18 protein-coding genes are annotated in these 19,992 nt (G+C 67.9%); 4 read left to right on the forward strand and 14 right to left on the reverse strand.

All coding sequences use genetic code 11. From position 1 onward, the window contains the following. Positions 1 to 12 precede the first annotated feature (12 nt). Complete coding sequence (locus KF910_RS08945; RefSeq protein ID WP_292260799.1) at positions 13 to 438, reverse strand: response regulator; 426 nt, start codon at positions 436 to 438, stop codon at positions 13 to 15. After that, entirely contained in the window at positions 435 to 1,967 is a 1,533-nt protein-coding gene (locus KF910_RS08950; RefSeq protein ID WP_292260802.1) for a sensor histidine kinase, read from the reverse strand. Before KF910_RS08950 ends, KF910_RS08945 begins: the two co-directional genes overlap by 4 nt. Positions 1,968 to 2,081: 114 nt before the next feature. Between KF910_RS08950 and KF910_RS08955 the strand changes: the two genes are divergently transcribed. Continuing rightward, positions 2,082 to 2,801, forward strand: a complete 720-nt coding sequence (locus KF910_RS08955; protein WP_292260805.1) for a hypothetical protein — start codon at positions 2,082 to 2,084, stop codon at positions 2,799 to 2,801. Here the strand turns inward: KF910_RS08955 and KF910_RS08960 are convergent. Further along, positions 2,798 to 3,655 (reverse strand): alpha/beta hydrolase, encoded by an 858-nt coding sequence (locus KF910_RS08960; protein ID WP_292260808.1) that lies wholly within the window; start codon positions 3,653 to 3,655, stop codon positions 2,798 to 2,800. The two genes, KF910_RS08955 and KF910_RS08960, sit on opposite strands and share 4 nt — an antisense overlap. A 68-nt stretch (positions 3,656 to 3,723) precedes the next feature. Here KF910_RS08960 and KF910_RS08965 point away from each other — a divergent pair, with 68 nt between their 5' ends. Together KF910_RS08965 and KF910_RS08970 are read left to right on the forward strand one after the other, a co-directional pair. Next, positions 3,724 to 4,785 (forward strand): FecCD family ABC transporter permease, encoded by a 1,062-nt coding sequence (locus KF910_RS08965; RefSeq protein WP_292260811.1) that lies wholly within the window; start codon positions 3,724 to 3,726, stop codon positions 4,783 to 4,785. Next, positions 4,782 to 5,561 (forward strand): ABC transporter ATP-binding protein, encoded by a 780-nt coding sequence (locus KF910_RS08970; protein ID WP_292260814.1) that lies wholly within the window; start codon positions 4,782 to 4,784, stop codon positions 5,559 to 5,561. The genes KF910_RS08965 and KF910_RS08970 overlap by 4 nt, the downstream gene beginning before the upstream one ends. Before the next feature lie 4 nt (positions 5,562 to 5,565). Here the strand turns inward: KF910_RS08970 and KF910_RS08975 are convergent, their stop codons facing one another. The 11 genes from KF910_RS08975 to KF910_RS09025 form a co-directional block, all read right to left on the reverse strand. Then, the gene (locus KF910_RS08975; RefSeq protein ID WP_292260818.1) at positions 5,566 to 5,859 is read right to left on the reverse strand and encodes a DUF2218 domain-containing protein; all 294 of its coding nucleotides are present in this window, start codon (positions 5,857 to 5,859) and stop codon (positions 5,566 to 5,568) included. A 103-nt stretch (positions 5,860 to 5,962) separates the two neighbouring features. Beyond that, the gene (locus KF910_RS08980) at positions 5,963 to 7,024 is read right to left on the reverse strand and encodes a YncE family protein (protein WP_292260821.1); all 1,062 of its coding nucleotides are present in this window, start codon (positions 7,022 to 7,024) and stop codon (positions 5,963 to 5,965) included. A 2-nt stretch (positions 7,025 to 7,026) separates the two neighbouring features. Continuing rightward, complete coding sequence (locus KF910_RS08985) at positions 7,027 to 8,181, reverse strand: ABC transporter substrate-binding protein (protein WP_292260823.1); 1,155 nt, start codon at positions 8,179 to 8,181, stop codon at positions 7,027 to 7,029. Positions 8,182 to 8,183: 2 nt separating this feature from the next. Continuing rightward, a complete protein-coding gene (locus KF910_RS08990) occupies positions 8,184 to 10,310 on the reverse strand; it encodes a TonB-dependent receptor domain-containing protein (RefSeq protein ID WP_292260826.1) in 2,127 nt (708 codons plus the stop codon). Positions 10,311 to 10,502: 192 nt separating this feature from the next. Next, positions 10,503 to 11,387 carry an SDR family NAD(P)-dependent oxidoreductase gene (locus KF910_RS08995; protein WP_292260829.1) on the reverse strand — a complete coding sequence of 295 codons (885 nt, stop codon included), beginning with the start codon at positions 11,385 to 11,387 and terminating at the stop codon, positions 10,503 to 10,505. Then, positions 11,384 to 12,346 (reverse strand): DUF1295 domain-containing protein, encoded by a 963-nt coding sequence (locus tag KF910_RS09000; protein ID WP_292260832.1) that lies wholly within the window; start codon positions 12,344 to 12,346, stop codon positions 11,384 to 11,386. Before KF910_RS09000 ends, KF910_RS08995 begins: the two co-directional genes overlap by 4 nt. A 108-nt stretch (positions 12,347 to 12,454) precedes the next feature. Next, the gene (locus tag KF910_RS09005) at positions 12,455 to 13,384 is read right to left on the reverse strand and encodes a winged helix-turn-helix transcriptional regulator (RefSeq protein WP_292260834.1); all 930 of its coding nucleotides are present in this window, start codon (positions 13,382 to 13,384) and stop codon (positions 12,455 to 12,457) included. A 61-nt stretch (positions 13,385 to 13,445) separates the two neighbouring features. Next, positions 13,446 to 14,252, reverse strand: coding sequence for an alpha/beta fold hydrolase (locus tag KF910_RS09010; RefSeq protein WP_292260837.1), 807 nt, complete (start codon positions 14,250 to 14,252; stop codon positions 13,446 to 13,448). A 39-nt stretch (positions 14,253 to 14,291) separates the two neighbouring features. Next, on the reverse strand, positions 14,292 to 15,500 hold the full coding sequence (locus KF910_RS09015) for an acetyl-CoA C-acyltransferase (RefSeq protein WP_292260840.1): 1,209 nt from the start codon (positions 15,498 to 15,500) through the stop codon (positions 14,292 to 14,294). Then, positions 15,500 to 16,975, reverse strand: coding sequence for a carotenoid oxygenase family protein (locus KF910_RS09020; protein WP_292260844.1), 1,476 nt, complete (start codon positions 16,973 to 16,975; stop codon positions 15,500 to 15,502). Before KF910_RS09020 ends, KF910_RS09015 begins: the two co-directional genes overlap by 1 nt. 71 nt (positions 16,976 to 17,046) lie before the next feature. Further along, on the reverse strand, positions 17,047 to 17,505 hold the full coding sequence (locus KF910_RS09025) for a MaoC family dehydratase (RefSeq protein WP_292260847.1): 459 nt from the start codon (positions 17,503 to 17,505) through the stop codon (positions 17,047 to 17,049). 260 nt (positions 17,506 to 17,765) lie between these two features. Here KF910_RS09025 and KF910_RS09030 point away from each other — a divergent pair, with 260 nt between their 5' ends. Beyond that, positions 17,766 to 19,946: a TonB-dependent receptor gene (locus tag KF910_RS09030; protein ID WP_292260849.1), complete on the forward strand. Its 2,181-nt coding sequence runs from the start codon at positions 17,766 to 17,768 to the stop codon at positions 19,944 to 19,946. The last annotated feature ends 46 nt before the right edge of the window (positions 19,947 to 19,992 follow it).

Consider the following 19,992-nt stretch of genomic DNA (forward strand, 5'->3'; position numbering starts at 1 on the left):
CCGCTTCCGATCTCAGTCGATATCCGGCGCCTGCATCACCGACAGGAACAGGCCCAGTTGGCGAATGGCGTCGGCGAAGGATTCATAGTCCACGGGCTTGGTGATGTAGACGTTGCAGCCCAGGTCATAGCAGCGCTGAATCTCGACCTTGTCGTCCGTGGTGGTCAGGACCACCACCGGCGCGCGCTTCAGGCGATCATCGGACTTCACCTTCTCCAGGATGTCCGTGCCCGACATGTCCGGCAGGTTCAGGTCCAGCAGGATCAGCAGCGGCCCGTTGGCCAGGATCTCCTCGCTGAACAGATAGTCCAGGGCCGAGCCGCCATCGTCGAAATGCCGGATCTCGTTGGCGATGTTGGCGCGGCGGATGTTCTTCTCGATCAGCTTGGCGTGACCGTGGTCATCCTCGACCATGATGATCTTGACGGCGGTGCTCATAGTCGGTCTCCCGCCTCGTGGGCGATCAGGCGTTTGGGAAATTTCATCACGAAAGTAGAGCCTTGACCGAGTTCGGACTCGATTTCAATGTCTCCGCCAAGGCGCCTTACGCTATTGCGGACGAAAGCCAGGCCCAGGCCTTCGCCCGGTCGATCCTGACGGCCTGAACGGCGGAACAGTTCGAACACCCGCTCATGATCCTTGGGCGCGATGCCACGACCGTTGTCCGACAGGCGGAATTCGACCCGGCCGTCACCCGTGTCCCGCCCGGACGCCACGATCCGACCCGGCCGGTCCGGGTCCAGATACTTGACCGCATTGTCGATCAGATTGCCGAAGATCTGCTCGACCGACAGACGATCACTTTCAAACCAGGGCAGGCGCTCCACGGTGATGGCGGCGTCGGCGGCGTCGGTCTGATGGCGCACGCTGTCGGCGATGGCCTGGACGAGGTCGGTCATCTCAAGCGGTTCGGGCGCCAGGTTTCGGCGGCCTTCGCGCGAGAGTTTGAGGATGGCGTTGATCAGCCGGTCCATCTTGGCCGTCGAGGCGCGGATGAAGCCGATGGCTTCGGGCACGTCTTCGCGGACGGCGGTGACCGCCTCGGCGTCCAGCAGTTTGGGCGACTTGGTTTCGATGGTCTGGACCTGCCGTTCCAGCACCTTGCCCACCTGATCCAGCTCGGAGGTGTAGCCCATCACGTTCACCAGGGGCGCGCGCAGGTCGTGGCTGACGATATAGGCGAAGCGCTGGATTTCCTCATTGGCGCGGGTCAGGGCGGCGGTGCGGTCGCGCACCTTGTCTTCCAGCCCCTGGTTCGCACGATCCAGAGCGTCCCGGCCGGCTTGAATCTCAAGAACATAGCGGCGGACCATCCAGCCGGAGATGCCCGCCAGCACTAGGATCAGTATCCCGGCGGCCGAGTTGACGACCACGGTCACGGTCGAGGCCCATTCCGAACGGCGACGCGCGAACTGAAGACGGGTCTCCTGGATTTCATCGATCGCCTGCACCTCCGACCGCAGTCGATCCATGGCCCGCTTGCCCTCGCCGGACCGGACCAGTTGCATGGCCTCGCCGATGCGGCCCGCGGACGCCAGAGCCAGGCTGCGTTCCAGTTCGGCCATCTTGTCTTCGGCCAACTGGTCGACAAGGGCGGCGCGCACCGCCATGTCGGGCTCGACGTCCATCAGACTGTGCAGCCGCTCCAACTGTTCCGGCAGAACGGCCCGGGCCTCATTGAAGGGCGCCAGATACTGAGGCTGGGCCGCCAGCAGAAATCCCCGCTGGCTGGTCTCGGCGTTGAGGACGGACACCAGGACGTTCCTGGCGGCGCGGCGCGACTGCTGCAGTTGTTCAACGCGGCTGTTGAACTCCACCGTGCGGCGGATCATCACGAAGGTCGCGGCGTTGATGACCAGCAACAGGACGATGGCGATCGACAGCAGGCCGACCACTGATCGGCTCAGCGTCGGTGTGCGCAGGAAGCGCATGGCGCCCTGCCAATGATCGCGGATCGCGCCCCTCATCGTGTCCAGCTTTACGCGTATCGAGACGCCCCGCCAACACGCAACAGGAGAACAAACTCCGCATTATCCATATCTTGCGTTAGGCTGGCCGCTTGAGGTGCGGCGTCAGGGCAGGTGGAGGTCGAGATGGTCTGGTGGTGGTGGCTCCTTCCCGCGGTCGTGGGCGGCTTGGGACTTGTGGTCCTGCTGTCCGGCCTGACGGGGCTGTTCCGGGGTCGCATCCTGGGCGGCCTGTTCGGCTCGGCCCTGGGCGGGGCGGCGGTCTTCGCCGGCGCCGTGGCGGCCCTGGCCGGGCTGAATCTCCAGACCTATGGCCGCCTGACCTATGAAAGGCCGGTGGCCACCCTGCAGGTGAAGCAGCTGGGGCCCCAGTATTTCGAGGCCACGGTGATCCAGCCCGCCATGGGCGAGGCGCGCCCCGCGACCACCGCCGTCTATCCGCTGCACGGCGACGAATGGCGGATCGAGGCCCAGGTCCTGAAATGGAAGCCCTGGGCCAATGTCCTGGGGCTGGATTCCCAGTATCGGCTGGACCGGCTGTCGGGCCGCTACCAGTCCATCGAGCAGGAGATCAATGCGACCCGCAGCGTCCATTCCCTGCGTCCGGTCGAAGAGGTCGGCCCCCTGCCCTGGCGGATCGACGTCTGGGACGCGGCGCGCAAATATCGCCGCTGGGTCGATCCGGTGGACACCCTCTACGGCGGCGCCGCCTATATGCCGATGGCCGACGGCGCCCGGTATGAGGTCTGGCTGACCCAGTCCGGCCTGATCGCCCGCCCCGCCAACGATCAGGCCCGCAACGCCTCGGCCGGCGGCTGGACGCGGGTGGATTAGGTCGGCTTCCGAAGGCCCCCCTCGCCAGCATTCGGACGAAACCCCAGCAGACGCAGGGCGCGGGTGAGGCCGCCGGCGACGACCGAGGCGTGATCCTCGTCTTCCAGCACCGCCAGGCGCACCGCGTCAGGGCCCAGAACGGCGCCGAGGGTCCGGTGCAGGTCCCGGGTCGCATCGACCATGCGGCGGGCGGCGCGGCGGGGATCGTCCGTCGCCTCGACCTGCTCCTTTTGCCCGACCGCCAGCAGCACCCGCGCCGCGCCCGGCTTCAGCGCCGACAGGCCGTGTTCCAGCCGGCCGGGGTCCCACCAGATCGACGGGCTCAGGGCCGCATGGGCGGCGAACAGGCCGGGCCGCTCGGCCAGGGTCAGCAGGGTGAAATAGCCCGCCAGCGAATGGCCCAGCAGCAGCCGGCGTGCGGGATCGACAGGCGCGGCGGCAGCGGCCAGGGGCAGGACCTGATCGGCCAGGACCTTCAGGAAGTCGCCGCCCCCGCCCGTCTTATGCGGCCCCTGATCACCGTCGGACACAGGCGGGCCGGGGGTGAAGTCCCGATGGCGTTGGGCCATGTCATAAAGGTCCACGTCCGCCGGGCCGACCCCGAGAACCACCGTGGGCGTCACGCCGGTGACCTCTGGCCGCAGGCTCAGCCGCCGCTCTGTCTCGGCCGCCGTGGCGAACAGGGCCGGGCCATCCAGCACCACCATCAGGGGATAGCCCCCCGGGGGCGGCGGCTGGTCGGGGATCGACAGGGCGAGGTCATAGTCATGGCCATTCCCGCCCTTCAGGACGCATCGACGCGCGCGCGGCAGGCGGAAGGGCGTCCAGGGCGTTTCATGCGACGACAGGGCCATGATGCAGCGTAGCAGCGCCGGGACGGCTCGTGTATTGCGATGAGTTCTCAAAAACGCGCGAGTTCCGATTGTCCGCCCTGCCCGCCGCCTCCGATCCCGATGTCCTGAGCGCCTATCGACGCCTGACCGGCCGCCGGATCCTGATCGTGGCCGGCCTGGCCCTGCTTTGTGTCGGCGCCTTCGTGCTGGACCTGGTCACGGGGCCCTCGGCCATGACGGCCGGGCAGGTCCTTGGGGGTCTGTTCGATCCGTCCAGCCTGACCGCGCCCCAGGCCGCCATCGTCTGGCAGGTGCGCCTGCCCTATGCGGTCATGGCGGTAGTGGTCGGGGCGGCCCTGGCCCTGGCGGGGGCCGAGATGCAGACGACCCTGAACAACGCCCTGGCCAGTCCCTTCACCCTGGGGGTGTCGTCGGCGGCCTCGTTCGGGGCGGCCCTGGCCATCGTCTTCGGCGCCGGACTGCCGTTCGTGGCGCGCGACTGGCTGATCCCGCTGAACGCCTTCCTGTTCGCCTTCGGCTCGGTGCTGCTGCTTCAGGCCATGGCGCGGGCGCGGGGCGCGGGGGTCGAGACGGTGGTGCTGTTCGGCATCGCCCTGGTCTTCGCCTTCAACGCCCTGGTGGCCCTGACCCAGTTCGTGGCCTCGCAGGAAGCCCTGCAGCAGCTGGTGTTCTGGAGCATGGGGTCCCTGTCGCGCGCCACCTGGGCCAATGTCGGGGTGGCGGCCCTGACCCTGGCCCTGGTCACGCCCTTCTCACTGGCCGCGTCGCGCGGCCTGACGGCCCTGCGTCTGGGCGAGGACCGGGCGCGCAGTTTCGGGGTGGACGTGGCGCGGCTGCGCTTCGCCTCCCTCCTGCGGGTCAGCATACTGGCGGGGGTTTCGGTGGCCTTCGTCGGGACCATCGGCTTCATCGGCCTGGTCGGGCCGCACATCGCCCGGCTGCTGCTGGGCGAGGATCATCGCTTCCTGCTGCCGGCCAGCCTGCTGACGGGCTCGCTGATCCTGTCGCTGTCCTCGGCCGCCTCCAAGGCCCTGGCGCCGGGCCAGACCCTGCCCATCGGGGTGGTCACGGCGGTGGTCGGGGTGCCGGTCTTCCTGCTGCTGATCTTCCGCAACGGCGCCCGGTCATGAGCGAGGGTCTGAGGGTCACCGGCCTGTCGGCCGGTTATCAGGGGCGGCTGGTGCTGCGCGACCTTTCGCTGGAGGAGGCCGTTCCCGGCCAGGTCGTGTCCCTGATCGGGCCCAATGCGGCGGGCAAGAGCACCCTGCTGCGCGCCCTGGCCAGCCTGTTGCCCGCGCGCGGGTCGGTGACCCTGGGGCCGCGCGAACTGACCGACCTGTCCCTGGCCGAGCGGGCGCGGTGGGTCACCTATATGCCCCAGACCCTGCCCCAGGGGGTGGCCCTGACGGTGCTGGAGACCCTGGTCAGCGCTCTGCGGGCCTCACCGGTCCAGGACGCCGACGCCGGCGATGACGCCGACCGGGCCCTGGCGGTGCTGGAGCGGCTGGACCTAGCCGCGCTGGCGATGCGTCGGCTGGACCAGCTGTCGGGCGGACAGAAGCAGCTGGTCTCACTGGCCCAGGCCCTGGTGCGGGGACCGCGGGTCCTGCTGCTGGACGAACCCACCAGCGCCCTGGACCTGAGACACCAGCTTCAGGTTCTGAAGGCCGTGCGCGAACTGGCGCGTGAGCGCGGGATGATCGTGATCATGGTGCTGCACGACCTGCACGCCGCGGCCCGCGCCTCGGACCGGGTCGTGGTGCTGTCGGACGGCGCCGTCGCGGCCGACGGAACGCCGGTCCAGGCCATCACCCCGGCGATCCTGGCCCAGGTCTATCAGGTGCGGGCGCGGGTCGAACCCTGCGCCCAGGGGTCTTTGCAGGTCATCGTCGACGACGTGCTGTGACGCCTCAGCCCTCCATCGGGCCCCAGGCGAAGACCAGTTCGCCCTCGCGGTGGGCGAAACGCTGGATATGCCGCTCGATGATGTCCTGAAGCTGGGGCAGGGCCTCGTCCGCGCCGATGGCCCTGACATCCAGGATGGCGTCGGTCGCCTTGAGCCCGCAGGCGCGGCCGTCGCCGAAGTCGATATGGCCTTCGGCGGCGTTGAAGACGACCCGGAATTTGTGGCCCCAGTGCTTGCACAGCTGCTGCAGATAACGGGCGGCGTGGGTGGTGGGGACCTGGGCGCGGGCGATGCTCATGACGGCGTCTCTCTGAAACAGGAACGGCCCGGTCGCCTTGCGGCGCCGGGCCGTTCGGCGCGTTCCTGTGGGGAGGAGGATCAGGAACGACCTGGGGCCTGCCTCAGGGCAGGATGACGGTGACGGTGTCGCCGGCCGGATCTTCCGGCGTCGGCGTGCCGGCCGGGGCGTTACGCGGCAGGCCGCGGGCCTTGTTGGTCACATAGACCCGGTTGGTGGCCCGATCGATGGCGATGGTCTGGGGGAAGGTGCCGGTCTGCAGATTGGCCAGGACCGCATAGTCGGCGCCATCCACGACCGTGACCGTGCCCGCCTGGCGGTTGGCCACATAGACCTGGTTCACCGCCGGGTTGAAGGCCACGCTCAGGGCGCCTTCGCCGGTCGGCACCTTCTGCACCACCGCGCCGTCGGCGGCGTTCAGCACGGTCAGGTCGCCAGAGCCCTGGCTGGCGACGAACAGGCGGCCGCCCTCGGCGTCATAGGCGACATTGGTCGGACGCTCGCTGCCGGTCGGGAAGCGGCCGGTCACCTGGTCGGTCGACAGGTCGATCACGGCGACGTCGTTGGACGACATGCCGGTGACGAACAGCCGGTTGCCCGCCGTGTCCAGCGCGGCGCCGGTCAGGCCGCCGACCGGGACGGCGATCTTGCGCTCCAGGATGTTGGTCGCCCCGTCGATGACCCAGACCTCATTCTGGCGGCTGGTGTCGCCAGCCTCTCCGCCGACGATGGTGACGTAGATCTTGTTGCGCTGCTCATCGACCACCGCCTCGCGGACGTGGGCGCTGTCGTTGTCCCCGTCCTTGACGTGGGCGACAACCTGGCCGGTCGCCAGGTTGACCACCCCGACCGAGCCGGAGCGGGTGGCGGTGCCGTACAGCATCTGGGTGCGGCTGTTCAGGCCCAGGCCGTACAGGGGGTCGTCCGAGACATCCACGCCCTCCTCGGCCGCCAGGGTGGCGCCGTCCAGACGAGCGACGCGGGCGGCCGTCTCGCCGCGCGGACCGACGGCGGCGACATAGATGTCGTTGTCGGCCGGATTGAAGACGATCTCATAGACGCCGCCCGGCGCGACCTTGACCGACCGTTCCACGGTCGGTTCGGCCTGGGCGGCCGAGGCGACCAGCATCAGGGTGGCGGCGGCGGGGAGGAAGATGCGGTTCATGCTCAGGCTCCTTGGGAAGCGGTCGCGCCGGCCGGTCCGGCCAGGTCAACCCAGTAGTCGCCGCGATAGGGGACGGCGAGGAATCGGGTGTTGATCTCGTTCAGGGTGGCGCGCGGATCGATGTCGCCGAACAGGTCGGGATGAATCCAGCGGGCCAGGACTTCGGTCGCCACGATGTCGATGGGCGAATTGATCAGCTGGTGCGACAGGCCATGGGTGCGGCCGTCGCGCACCGCGCTGAGATGGGCGATGCCACGGCGGGCGGCGACCCGGCGCAGCGAGGCGCGCGCCTGTTCGGTCGTGAACTGCGGCCCGACCACGAAGCCCCCGGCCTTTTCCAGATGGGGACCGCCGGTGGCGATATAGACGTCCGGATCGCGGTCGATGACATATTCCAGGTTCAGCTTGCCCGAGGCGGCGGTCAGCACGTCCGCCCCGATGTTCCGGCCGCCGACGAAGGCGATGTAGTCGCCGACATTGCCCCGGCCCGGAGAGTTGCAGCAGTCCGGACCGTTGCCGGCGTGAGCCTCCAGGAAGACGGTCGGGCGGCGGTCCTGCGGAATGTCGGCGACCCGGTCGGAAATCCGCTTCAGCCGCTCGGCGCGGAAGGCGTTATAGGCCTGGGCCTGGCTCTCGCGGCCGGTCAGGCGGCCCAGCAGTTCCAGGCTGCGGGCCTGATTCTGGAACGGATGGGTGAAGAAGTCGATGAAGGCGACCTTCACCCCCGCGGCTTCCAGCTGCGACACCTGGGCGTCGGTCGGCCCCGAGCCCAGGGACACCACCGCCACCTGAGGGCCCGCCGCCAGCACCGCCTCGACATCGAAGTCGGCGGCGGAACTGGGCGTCTTGGGCAGGGTGGCCAGGGCAGGGAATTTCTGCACGAAGGCGGTGTAGATTTCGGGGCTGATCCGGTTCACGTCGCCCGACCAGGCGGCCAGGACGCTGACCGGATCGGGATGGATCAGGGCCAGGCCGATCAGATAGCGACCGTCGTCGATCGACAGCTTGCCCACCGGGGCGGCAATGCTCAGAACGCGGCCTCGCACGTCGGTCAGGGCGCCCGTGCCCTCGGGCGCGGCCCGTTCGCCGCAGCCGACGACGAGCAGGGTCAGGCCTGCACCGCCGAAACCCAGCAGGCTGCGTCTCCGGACGTTCACCCTTAGAACTCCAGGTTCGCGCCGACCCAGAAGCGACGGCCGTCGCCCTGCTGGTCGTAGGTGGCGACGTCCAGGACCTTGTCCGTCAGGTTATAGACGCCGGCCTTCAGACTGACGTTCTGGCGCACCCGCCAGTTCGCCCCGATATCGACCAGGGTGTAGTCGGGATAGCGTCGGCCCACCTGACGCGGGCCCTCCAGCACCGGCTGGCCGTTCGTGCCGACGCGCAGACCGGCGTTGATCTCCTCTCCGCGATAGGTGACCGAGCCCCACAGACCCAGGGTCTCGGTCAGGGCGTAGTCGACGCGGGCATTGGCCATGTGGCGCGGAGTCCGGCCCAGGGGCTGACCGGCATAAAGACCGCCGCGCTGCTCGGAATCGGTAAAGGTGTAGTTGGCCTTCAGCCTCAGCGTCTCGGTGGCGTCCCAGGCGCCGCCCAACTCCACCCCCTGGATACGGGCGTCGCTGACGTTGTACCAATAATAGAGCTGATACAGAGGATCGACCGACCAGCGCAGGACTTCGCCCGGCACGTCGCAGACGCCGTTATTGTTGACGTCGGGACCGCAAGCCCGATCGGAATCGATCTTGTCGGTGAAGTCGGTGCGGAACACGGTGGCGTTCAGCGACAGGGTCGGCGAGGGACGCCACAGGACGTTGATCTCATAGTTGGTGCTGGTCTCGGGCTTCAGGTTCGGGTCGCCGATGATGACGCCGCACAGACCCGCGCCATAGTTGCAGTTGGCGCCGCCGGTCTCGTAGGCGTAGCCCTCTGCCACGGCGCGCAGTTCCGGCGCCTTGAAGCCGGTCGAGACCCCGCCCTTGAGGGTCAGGGCGTCGCTGGCGCTCCAGACCAGATAGGCGCGCGGGCTCCAGTGGTTGCCGTAGCGTTCGTGGTCGTCCCAGCGCAGGCCCAGCGTCAGGGCCAGGTCGTCGGTCAGGCTGATCTCGTCCTCCGCGAACAGGGCGCGCTGCCAGACCCCGAAGGTCTTGGCGACATTGGTGCGGTCGCCCGGATTGACGTCGACCAGGCTGCTGTCGAGGAACTGGCCCCCGAAGACCAGGTTGTGGTCGCCCAGGGCCGTGCCCTCCAGCGGGACGTTGAACAGGGCGTCATAGACGGTGTTGGTGATCTCGGGCGCGCGCAGACCCAGAACCAGCGTTCCGGTGGTGTCAGCAGTCCAGGTCTCGCGCTGGGCTTCCTCGCGCATGACCGAAAGGGCGCTGGTCCCCCAGTTCCAGTTGCCGTTCCAGGCCAGGGAGACGCTGTCTCGGCTGTGGTCGTTGCGGACGCTGCGGCCGGTCGGGGCGACGGTCAGACCCGCCGACGAGGAGCGTTCGATGCGGGCAGTGTCGGCCGTCAGCATGATTTCGTGATCGGCGTTCGGCGTCCAGGACAGGCGGCCGGTCAGATTGTATTCGTCCGACCCCATCGAGCCCGTGCTCGAAGGTCCGTTGTAGATGTCGTCCTCGTCGCGCTGGAAAGTGCGGCCCCAGAATTGCAGGCCCAGGGTCTCCGACACGATCGGGCCGCCGAGGTAGAACTGACCCTGAGACCAGTCGCCGCTATCGCCGTTCTCCTGGCTGACATAGTCGGCGCCGATCAAGCCGCCCCAACGCAGGGGGACCTTCTTCGTGATGATGTTGATCACTCCGCCCAGGGCGTCCGAGCCGTACAGCGACGACATCGGGCCGCGCACGACCTCGATCCGCTCGATGGCACCGACCGGGGGCATGAAGCTCTGTTCCAGACCGCCGTTGCCGTTGACGCGCGCCTCGCGCGTCGACTGACGACGACCGTCCACCAGGGTCAGGGTGTAGGCGCCCGGCAGACCCCGGATCAGGATGTCCTGGAAGTTCGAGCCGCCGCTGACGGATACGCCCTCCACATCCCGCACGGCGTCGAACAGATCGACATAGGCCCGGTTCTCTAGCTGTTCGGACGTCACCACCGAGATGGAGGCCGGCGCACGCTCAACGGTCTGGGCGCGGGTGGAGGCGGTGACGACGATGTCGTCCAGCCGGCTGGCCTCGTCCTGGGCCGGCGCCTGCTGCGCCAGGGCCGGGGTCGCCATCAGGCAGGCCCCCGCCATCAGGACGGTGCGGAAAGAGTATCGGAAGGCAGCCATGGATCGCCCCTGTGAGTAGGTGGCGTGGCTGTATTGCGATTGTCTCGCAATAGCAAGTGCGACACGATGGCTGGGGCGTCATGTGCCCGTCCCGCACGATCACGGGGTCGCCAAGGGCGCGACCGGCGTGACCCTCACGGGCGTCCGCAGTCTCCGGCGGTCGTCGCCGCGCCCGAAGGTTTGGCCCCGCCCCTAGCGCGGCGGCAGGCCCGCCTCGACCAGCAGGGTGTCGAAGGCCTGGTTGGAGTTGTCGAAGGCCCGGCCGGGGGCGTCGGCGAGGCCGCTCAGGACGGCCGGCAGGTCTTCCTCCGTGGCCGGGCGGCTTTCGGTCTCGACGCAGAAGGCGCGGCGGAAACGGCCGCCGCCGGCGACGATGACCTGGCCGTTCAGATCGCAGGCCTCGCTGGCCAGCCAGGCGATCAGGGGCGCCACCTTCTCGGGCCGGAACAGGGCGGCGACATCGGGGCGCATGTGGTCGGCCGTCATCTGGGAGGCGGCGTAGGGCGACACGCTGTTGGCCCGTACGCCGTGACGCGCCCCTTCGGCGGCCAGGGTTCGGGTCAGGGTCTCCACCGCGGCCTTGGACGCCCCATAGGCCGCCAGGCCGTGCTGGCCATAGCGGCCGGCGCTGGACGTGGTGGTGATGATGCGGCCGTATCCCGCCTGCCGGAACACCGGCCAGGCCGCATGCAGCAGGTTCAGCGTGCCCAGGAAGCCGACGTCGAAAATGGCGCGGAAATCTTCCAGGCTGGTGCGCGAGAAGCCGCTGGCCTGGGGCGAGGCGGCGTTGGCCACCACGATGTCCAGCCGGCCGAACGTTTCCAGCGCCGCCTCCACCATGCCCTGACCGGACCCCGGCGCCTCGACCGAGCCGTAGTTCTCGATGGCCCGGCCGCCCGCCTGGCGGATCGCCTCGGCCGTTCGCCAGGCCGAGGTGTCGGCGTCCGGCTGGCCGGGATGGCGGCGATTGTTGACCACCACGGCCGCGCCGCGCCGCGCCAGGTCCAGGGCGTAGGCGCGCCCCAGCCCATTGCCCGCGCCGGTGACGATGGCGACCCGTCCGGAAAGGTCGATCATCGGGACGCCCCCGGGGGCGCGAACAGGCGCGGGAACATGCGCGGCACCCGCCGGGCGTAGTCGTCATAGTCGGGCCGGGTCTTGCGCATGTGGCGCTCATTGCCCGGCGCGGCCGATCCATAGCCCATGAACCAGTAGACATAGGCCGGGCTGAACAGGGTGACCCAGCCCCACGGATGGGCCAGGGCGAAGGCGTAGTGGGCGGCCCACATGACCGATTCCCCGAAATAGTTGGGATGGCGCGTGCGGCTCCACAGACCGGCCTGCATCAGCTTGCCGCGATTGGCCGGATCCTTCTTGAACTGTTTCAGCTGCCAGTCGCCGACGGCCTGGAAGGCGAAGCCGACCAGCCACACGACGGCCCCCACGGCCGAGAGCCAGGTCAGGGCGCCGCCCGGCGCGGCCATGGCGAAGACCAGGGCGGCGGTCCAGAACCAGACGATGGCGCCCTGCAGGGCATAGACGGCGAAGAAGCTCCAGACGAACCAGCGGTCGCCGTATCGGCGGCGCAGGCTGGCATAGGGTTCCTGCTCCACCTTCAAGTTGGTGCGCACGGCATGGGAGACCAGCCGCAGAGCCCAGACGGCCACCAGGGCGAACAGCAGCAGGGCATGCAGGCTGAACCCCGAACCGGACCGGAACAGGCCGTAGGCGGCGACCCCCAGGCTCATCAGGGGATAGGCGATGTCCATATAGCTGTGGTTGCGGCAGATCGTGCCGACGCCCCAGGCCAGAAGGGCCAGGACCAGCAGAACGCCTCCGCATTCGACGAACAGTTGAACCGCGCCGGTCAGGGCCGGCAGATCGATGGCGCCCTGTTTCAGCGCGGCGTAGAGGGCCACCACGGCGACCAGCAGGGCGATATGGACGTGGTGCCATCGCCTGGCCCGGAAATCGGCCGGGATGGCGGCCAGCCATAGCACCGCCAAGGCCCCCGCCACGATGATCGCCACCCACATGCGCCGCCCCTCCGATAACTATTCCTATCGAAGCTACTACGATCTATCGGGCGCCATCAACCTTGGATCACGATTTCCCACAGCATCCCGCTACAGAACTAACCCGGCTCAACTCCAGGGCATCCGGGCGGGCGTCACGTCGGCGTACTGGACCGGCTGGCTGCAGTGGCGGCAGCGGACGACCGACTGCAGCCGGCGCCCGCAGGTCCGGTGCGTCAGGATCAGCGGCTCACGACCCGAGCCGTAGATATAGCGGTCGCCCCAGTGCATCAGCTGGGCCGTGACCGGAAAGATGGCCCGCGCCGAAGCCGAAGGACTGTAGCGATAGCGGTCCGGTCGCTCTTGATAGAGCTGGGTGTAGGCCAGGCCCAGAAGCTGGAATTTGCGCAGCCGGTCCGAGAGGATGGCGGGATGCAGCCCCGTATGGGCCTCAATCTCGTCGAAGCGCCGGCAACCCAGGAAGAAGGCGGCCAGAACCTGGGCCGCCCGACGGTCGCCCATCACCTGCAGGAACAGGGACTGACGCCCCTCCCCCTCCTGGGCGATCTCGGCCCCGGCGCGCGAGTTGCGGAAACGGCGGGCGGGCGCCGCCGGCTCGAACCCCTCGCCCGGACCGGGGATATAGCTGACGTTGGACAGGACCACGTCCTCGTCGCAGTTGCCGCACACCGACCGCGACCGCAGCGGCTGGCCGCATTTGTGGATCCACAGGGGCTGGCGCGTATGATCGGGGTTGTCCCACACCAGCCGCCATTCGTCGCCGGCCGCGAAGATCGGGAACAGGCCGATGCCCTTCGCCGTCAACTGATAGCCCCCGCCACGTCCGCCGCCAGGGCTTTTCTCGACACAGCCGGCCTCGATCAGCTGGCCCAGGCGCTTGCTCAGGGTCGAGGGCGAGACCCCCAGCCCCTCGGTCAGATCACTCCACCCATGCACGCCCGCGAACAGGGCCTCGATCAGCATCAGCATCCAGTGATCGCCGATGATGTCGAACGTCGCCAGCACGGAACTGCGCCGCGACATCGGTTCCTGCGTCATCTCTTCCCCCTGCCGAACGCCCTTCTTAGACGATGGACATCGGGCGGGGCCATGCGGGATGTCAGGCTTGTGACCCGACCTTGCGGATCCGACGGTCGAGGAAATCCAGGACGATGGCGTCGAACGCCTCGGGCGCCTCGGCCCAGCCGAAATGGCCGACGTCCCGCATGCAGACGAATTCCCCGCCGATCTTGCCGGCCAGCTTCTCCATCACGGCGGGGGGCGCGGCGCCCAGATCGTGTGCGCCGGCGATGCAGATGACAGGACGGGTCGCCATCTTCGGCAGGATGTCGCGGCCGTCGAAGCGGGTGATGGCCTCGATCGCCGCGCGGAAGGTCTCTTCGCGCATCCGAGACACCACCTCGATCAGCAGGTCGATGGCCGGATGGTCGGCGCCCGGCTTCATCATCGAACGCAGCATCCGCGGCGCGTATTCGGGAATCGTCTGGCCCGCGTCCAGCGGCGCCACCCGCTCGCGCACGAAGGCTTGCTGCCATTCGCCGTCCGAGCGGCCGAAGGCGGCGCTGGTGGCCGACAGGATCAGGCCGTCGATCCGATCGGTGCGATAGTCGAAGGCGCGCTGGGCGATCATGCCGCCCATGCTGTGGCCCAGGATGACATTGCGCTGCGTCCCCTGGGCGTCGATCAGCGCGGCCAGGGCGCGGGCGGCGCCCTCGACGCTGAAATCCTGAGGCATGGGACTGAAGCCATAGCCGGGCGCATCCCAGGCGACCACGCGATAGCCGGCGCCGGCCAGGGTCTCGATCTGGTTGCGCCAGTAGTCCTTTGCTCCGAAGGCGCCGTGAAGCAGGAAGACCGTGATGTCTCCGTCGCCGGTGACGCTGTAGTCGGGCAGTCGATGGGTCATGATCTAAGCTCTCTGTTCGGCCAGGGTGCGGGCGGCGCCTCAGAGGGCGCAGCGCTCCACGATCAGGGCCCCGCCGATGCCCGCCGCGCCGGATATGGCGATCAGGCCCAGGGTCTGGTCGCGGCGTTCCAGTTCATCGACGATCGCGCCCAGCAGGTTGACGCCGGTGGCCCCCATGGCGTGGCCCATGGCGATGCCGCCGCCGTTGACGTTCATCTTTTCGGGCGGGATGCCCAGGTCGCGCTGGACCTTCAGCATGACCCCGGCGAAGCCCTCATTGGCTTCCCAAAGGTCGATGTCGGCGGCGGTCAGACCGGCGCGCCGCAGGGCCGTCTGAGCCGCCTCTATGGCCCCCGTCAGGCCCAGGACCGCCGGTCCGCGCGTGCTGGCCCAGGCGCGTATGCGGGCCCGGACGCCCCGGCCCAGCCGCCGCGCGCCCTCCTCGCTGGCCAGCAGGGTCAGGGCCGCGCCGTCCACCATGGCCGGTGCGGCGCCGGCGTGGTGGATATGGGCGACATCGCCAAGGTGGGGGACATCCTGGCGCATCCGGTCCAGGAAGCGGGCCGACCGTTCCGGATCGTTCAGCGGTTTCAAACCGGCCATGGCTTCGGTCGAGGCGTCGGGCCGGATCGCCTCGTCGCGATCCAGCAGCACGGCGCCATCCGCGCCGTGGATGGCGATGATGGACCGGACGAAACGCCCCTGCGCCGTCGCCGCGGCCGCCTTTTGATGAGAGGCGACCGCATAGGCGTCGATGTCCTGGCGGGTGAAACCCTCCATCGCCGCGATGGCGTCGGCTATGATCGGATTGGGTATGAAGGGCGCCGTTCGCATGACCTCCCGGTCGGTGGTCAGCGGCCCGTTGTCCGAGGCCATGGGCACGCGCGACATGCATTCGACCCCGCCCGCGACATACAGGTCGCCGACCCCGGCCATGATCTTGGCGGCCACATCGGCGCAGGCCGTCAGGCCCGAGGTGCAGAAGCTGTTGACCGTGAAGGCCGACCCGCGAACGCCCCAGCCGGCGTGCAGGGCCGAGGTCTGGGCGATGTTGCCGCCCTGCTCGCCCGTCTGGGTGACGCAGCCCAGGACGATCTCCTCGACATCGCCGGGGTCGACGCCGGTGCGATCGCCCAGGGCCCCATACAACTGACCCAGTATGTCGAGCGGCCGCAGGCTGTTCAGGCCGCCGCCCTCGCGCCCCTTGCCGCGCGGCGCGCGAATGGCGTCGATGACATAGGCGGTCATCAGGCGGCCAGCGCCTTGGCGGCGCGCCCCTTGCGGATATCCTCGCCACGGCCCCAGTAGGCATGCGACCCGCCGGGAACGCGCTGGGGCAGTTGCACCCGGGCCAGGGGGCCGGCCGAAACATCGCGAGCGTCCCAGATATAGACCTCGGACTCCTTCGCATCCGAGACATAGGCGACCAGATAGCCGTCGTCCTCGGCCTTGGCGTCGGCGCTGGGGGCGAAGACCGGCTGGCCCATGAATTTCCCGGCCGGCAGGCGATAGGCGCCGACCTCGGTCATGCGCTCATAGTCGAACTTCTGGACGCCGCTGGCCAGGAAGAAGGGCTCGTCGGCCACATGGGTGTTGAACGAAAATCGGTTCTTGCGCCCCAGATAGCGGTTGTTGATGCCCGGCATCTCCATGCAGGCGTCATCGACCTCGCGCTCGGAACAGGCGCCGGTGCGCAGGTTGAAGCGGTATTCCACCAGGCGGGGCTGGGTGTAGGTGAAGGACAGGAAATAGTTGGGCGTCTTCACCCGCGGCGTGTCCATCGGGACATGCGGCACCGGCTCCAGCTGGCGATAGCCGAAGGCGACGATCTCGTCTCCGTCCTCCCAGGCGTTGACGGTGTGCAGCATGTAGCCCGGCACGCCTTCGAACCAGCGGATCTGGTCGCCGGAACCATAACGCGGAATGACGCCATAGCGGCTGGGCAGGTCGCGATTGAAGGTCAGCTTCTTCTTGCGCAGCTTCAACAGCTCGGGATCCCAGTAAAGCGGGAAATCGTGGACGATGGTGTAGTTCTCGGTGATCCAGCAATCATGCGGCAACCGCGGCCCGGGCAGGGCGATCTCGGTGACGTGCTTCAGCTGGTTGTCCGCGCCGACGACGCCGTATTCCATGAAGGGGGCGCTGTTGAAGCTGTAGTTGAAGAAGATCAGTTCGCCGGTGTTTTCATCGACCTTGGAATGGGCCGACACCCCCTTGGTCCATTGGCCGCCGAAACTGTCCGGCCCCAGGGTGGCCAGGGTGTCCGCGTCCAGCCGATAGGGCTGGCCGCAGCGCGAGAACATGGTCTTGAACTCGCCGTTGTGCAGGACGACGTCGGTGCCGGCGTTGTTCTTCAGCCCCTCCTCGGCCTCGAACCCGTCGCGCAGGCCAGGATAGAGGCCGCGCCCGGCCTCCAGCTCGTTCAGCAGGCCGGCCGTCAGCACCATCCGGTTCCGATACACGGCCATGCCGTTCTCGAAGGTCGTGGCGTGAATCATCGAGTCGCCGTCGAACCAGTGATAGCGGCCGCTGGCGGGCGGAAGGATCGGGTTGTGCCCGTTGCGGATGTAGCAGCCGTCCAGATCGCGCGGTATCTCGCCGATCACGGTCATGTCCCAGGCGGTGATTTCCTTATCGACAGGTGCGAAAACCCCGTCGAGATAATCGTTCCCCTCCTCGAAAATCTTTATAGGCAGGGTGTTCTCTACGACGACCTTCGTCATTTGAGGCCTTTCCATGGGCCAAGCTTGGCCATCTACTTCAATAACGATAGTCGCGACGCCGCCTGGCCGTGTCAAGCGCCGGGGTAGAGAATTGTCAGCCAATCGCATGAGAGGGCAGGACGCTCAGCCCCTTCAATCTCAACCACGCACCGGCGACGCAGTTTCAGGCCTGCGCCCTTCGCCTCGACCGCGACCAGGGTCTCGACAAGCCGGATGCGAGACCCTGTCGGCGTCGGAGAGACGAACCTCAGGCGGTCGTAGCCGTAGTTGAAGCCGTGTCCGACACCGACGTATTCGACGATTTCGCGCGTCATGGCCGACATCAGGCTGAGGATCAGGCCGCCATGCGCGATGGTTCCGCCCCGTTCCCGCGTGGCGCGTTCGCGATCCACATGGATCCACTGGCGGTCGCCGCTCAGCGCCGCGAAATCGTCGACCTGGGCCTGGGTAATCTCGCGCCAGGCCGAGCGCCCCAATTCGCAACCCGCCAGCCCGGGAAGCGCCGAAAACGAAACCTGCCTGATAGCCATTATGCTTCATTAGGAATATTTCACGATCTTCGCCAGGGCCCCCGCCCCCCAGCGGTACGTCTTTAACGCTCGTCTTCTATCATGTTGATATTTGGGCATACTTCCGGAGATACGATTGTGGGTTGGAGGGAGCTTTACAAGCGGTCCTTTTTGATCCTTAGTATGGCTTCTGTAACGGAAGTCGCGCATTTTGATGCGGCGTCCACATCTGCCGAACATCCGCGCTAAGTCGGATGGCGGCCTCCCAGGGAGGGACAAAGATGCGCAACCCCTATCTCGCCACCGCCTCGCTCGTCGGCCTGCTCAGCGCCGCCGCCGCGCCTGTCGCCGCCCAGACCGCCCCGGCCGATCCGCAGGCGTCGTCGGAGGCCATCCGCGTCGATGAGGTGGTGGTCACCGCACAGCGCCGGTCACAGCGGCTGCAGGATGTGCCGCTGTCGGTCTCGGCCCTGGCGGGCGAAGTCCTGGAGAGCGGCCGGGTCCAGAGCGTCGAGGACTTCCAGGGCCGGGTGCCGACCCTTGTCTACAGCGAACACAACGCCTCCGACCCGCAGATTCGCGTGCGCGGCATCGGCTCGGACTTTGACGGCGCCTCCCTGGAACGGTCGGTCGCGGTCTTCGTCGATGACGTCTATCTGGGCCGCGCCGCCGGCGGCACGACCGACCTGTTCGACCTGGATCGGGTCGAGGTTCTTCGCGGGCCGCAAGGCACCCTCTATGGCAAGAACACCGTCGGCGGGGCGATCAACTTCATCAGCGCCCGGCCTACCCATTCCCCGTATGGCCGCGCGTCCGTCACCGTCGGCAACTACGGCACGATGGAAGGCCGCGTCGTCGCCTCCGGCCCCCTGAGCGATACGGTCGCCGGGCGCATCTCCGTGGCAGCCCGCCACCATGACGGCTACAACACCAATCTGAACACCGGCAACAAGATCGACGACCTGAGCAGCGTCGCCATCCGCGGCTCTCTGAGCATCGATCTGAGCGAAGACCTGAAGTTGCTGCTCAGCGCCGACGGCTATCAGCGCGAAGGCGCGGGGGCCAGCCGGCACGCCATCAACATCGGCAACGCCGCCTTCGGCGCCGCGGCCGGACCGGATGCGCGGCACAACTACATGGTCACGGACGGACGCCAGGACAATCGCACCGGCGGCCTGTCGGCGCGGCTGGAATGGTCGCGGGAATGGGGTCAGTTGACCTCCATCACCGCCTATCGCGCCACCGAGTCGGACATCAGCCTGGATCTGGGCGGCAATCGCTTCTCGCGCGTGCCAGGAGCCGTCTCGGCGCCGTTCGGCAATAGCAACGCCATCGACGAGGCCTCGCGCCAGTTCTCGCAGGAACTGCGCCTGTCGAACACCATCGGTTCGCTGAGCTATGTGGCCGGGCTGTTCTACTTCAAGGAAGAAGTGGACCGCGTCGAAGAGACGGTCATCTTCAGCCTGGCCAACCCCGTCGACCAGGTGAACATCCAGGACGCGCACTCCACCGCCGCCAGCTACGCCGCCTTCGCCGACGTCAGCTATCGGTTCAGCCCCCAGTGGGAACTGTCGGTCGGCCTGCGCTGGAGCCAGGACCGCAAGACCTATGACGCCGTGATCAGCGGCAACCGCTTCCCCGGCCTGCCCTGGACCGCAGACGTCAGCCGGACCTGGGACGAGCTGACCCCGCGCGTGGCCCTGAGCTATCACATCAGCACCGACCACATGATCTACGGGACCGTGTCGCGCGGCTTCAAGAGCGGCGGCTGGGACGGCCAGCCGACCAGCCTGGCGGCGGTGAACATTCCGGTCGATCCGGAATACGTCACCAACTACGAAATCGGCTTCAAGACCGCCTGGTGGGACCGCCGCGCGGTGGTCAACGCCTCGGCCTTCTACATGGACTACACCGACCTGCAGATCTTCACCCTGACCACCCCGCCGGGGCAGCTGGTGCCGGTCAGCGCCCTGATCAATGCTGGTTCGGCCGTCAACGCGGGCGTGGAGGTGGAAGCCACCTTCCGCCTGACCCAGGACACCACCCTGGGCTTCAACTACGGCTATCTGGACACCGAGATCACCGAGGACGTCATGGTCGGGGCGATCAACGTCAACGGCAACCAGTTCTCGCGGGCGCCGAAGCACACCCTCGGGGCCAATCTGGACCACACCGTCTATCTGGGCGACAACCTGGAGATGGGGCTGCACGCCGGCTATCGCTACACCAGCGAGTATTTCTACAACGTCGAGAACGCCGCCGCCGCCTATGTGCCGGAAAGCTCGATCTGGGACGCCAGCGTGGACTTCTCGTCTCCGGCCAGCGACTGGAAGGTGTCGGTGTGGGGCAAGAACCTGACCGACGAGGAGGTGCCGATCCACATCATCCCCTCGGCCAACACCGGGTTCGCCCGCTTCGCCCCGCCCCGCACCTTCGGCGTGACCCTGTCCTGGACCTACTGACGTCTTCCGTTTCGAGTTCTCAAGGCCGCCGATGGCTGTGTTCCTG

It is taken from the genome of Brevundimonas sp. (assembly GCF_019636155.1).
Classification (GTDB): domain Bacteria; phylum Pseudomonadota; class Alphaproteobacteria; order Caulobacterales; family Caulobacteraceae; genus Brevundimonas.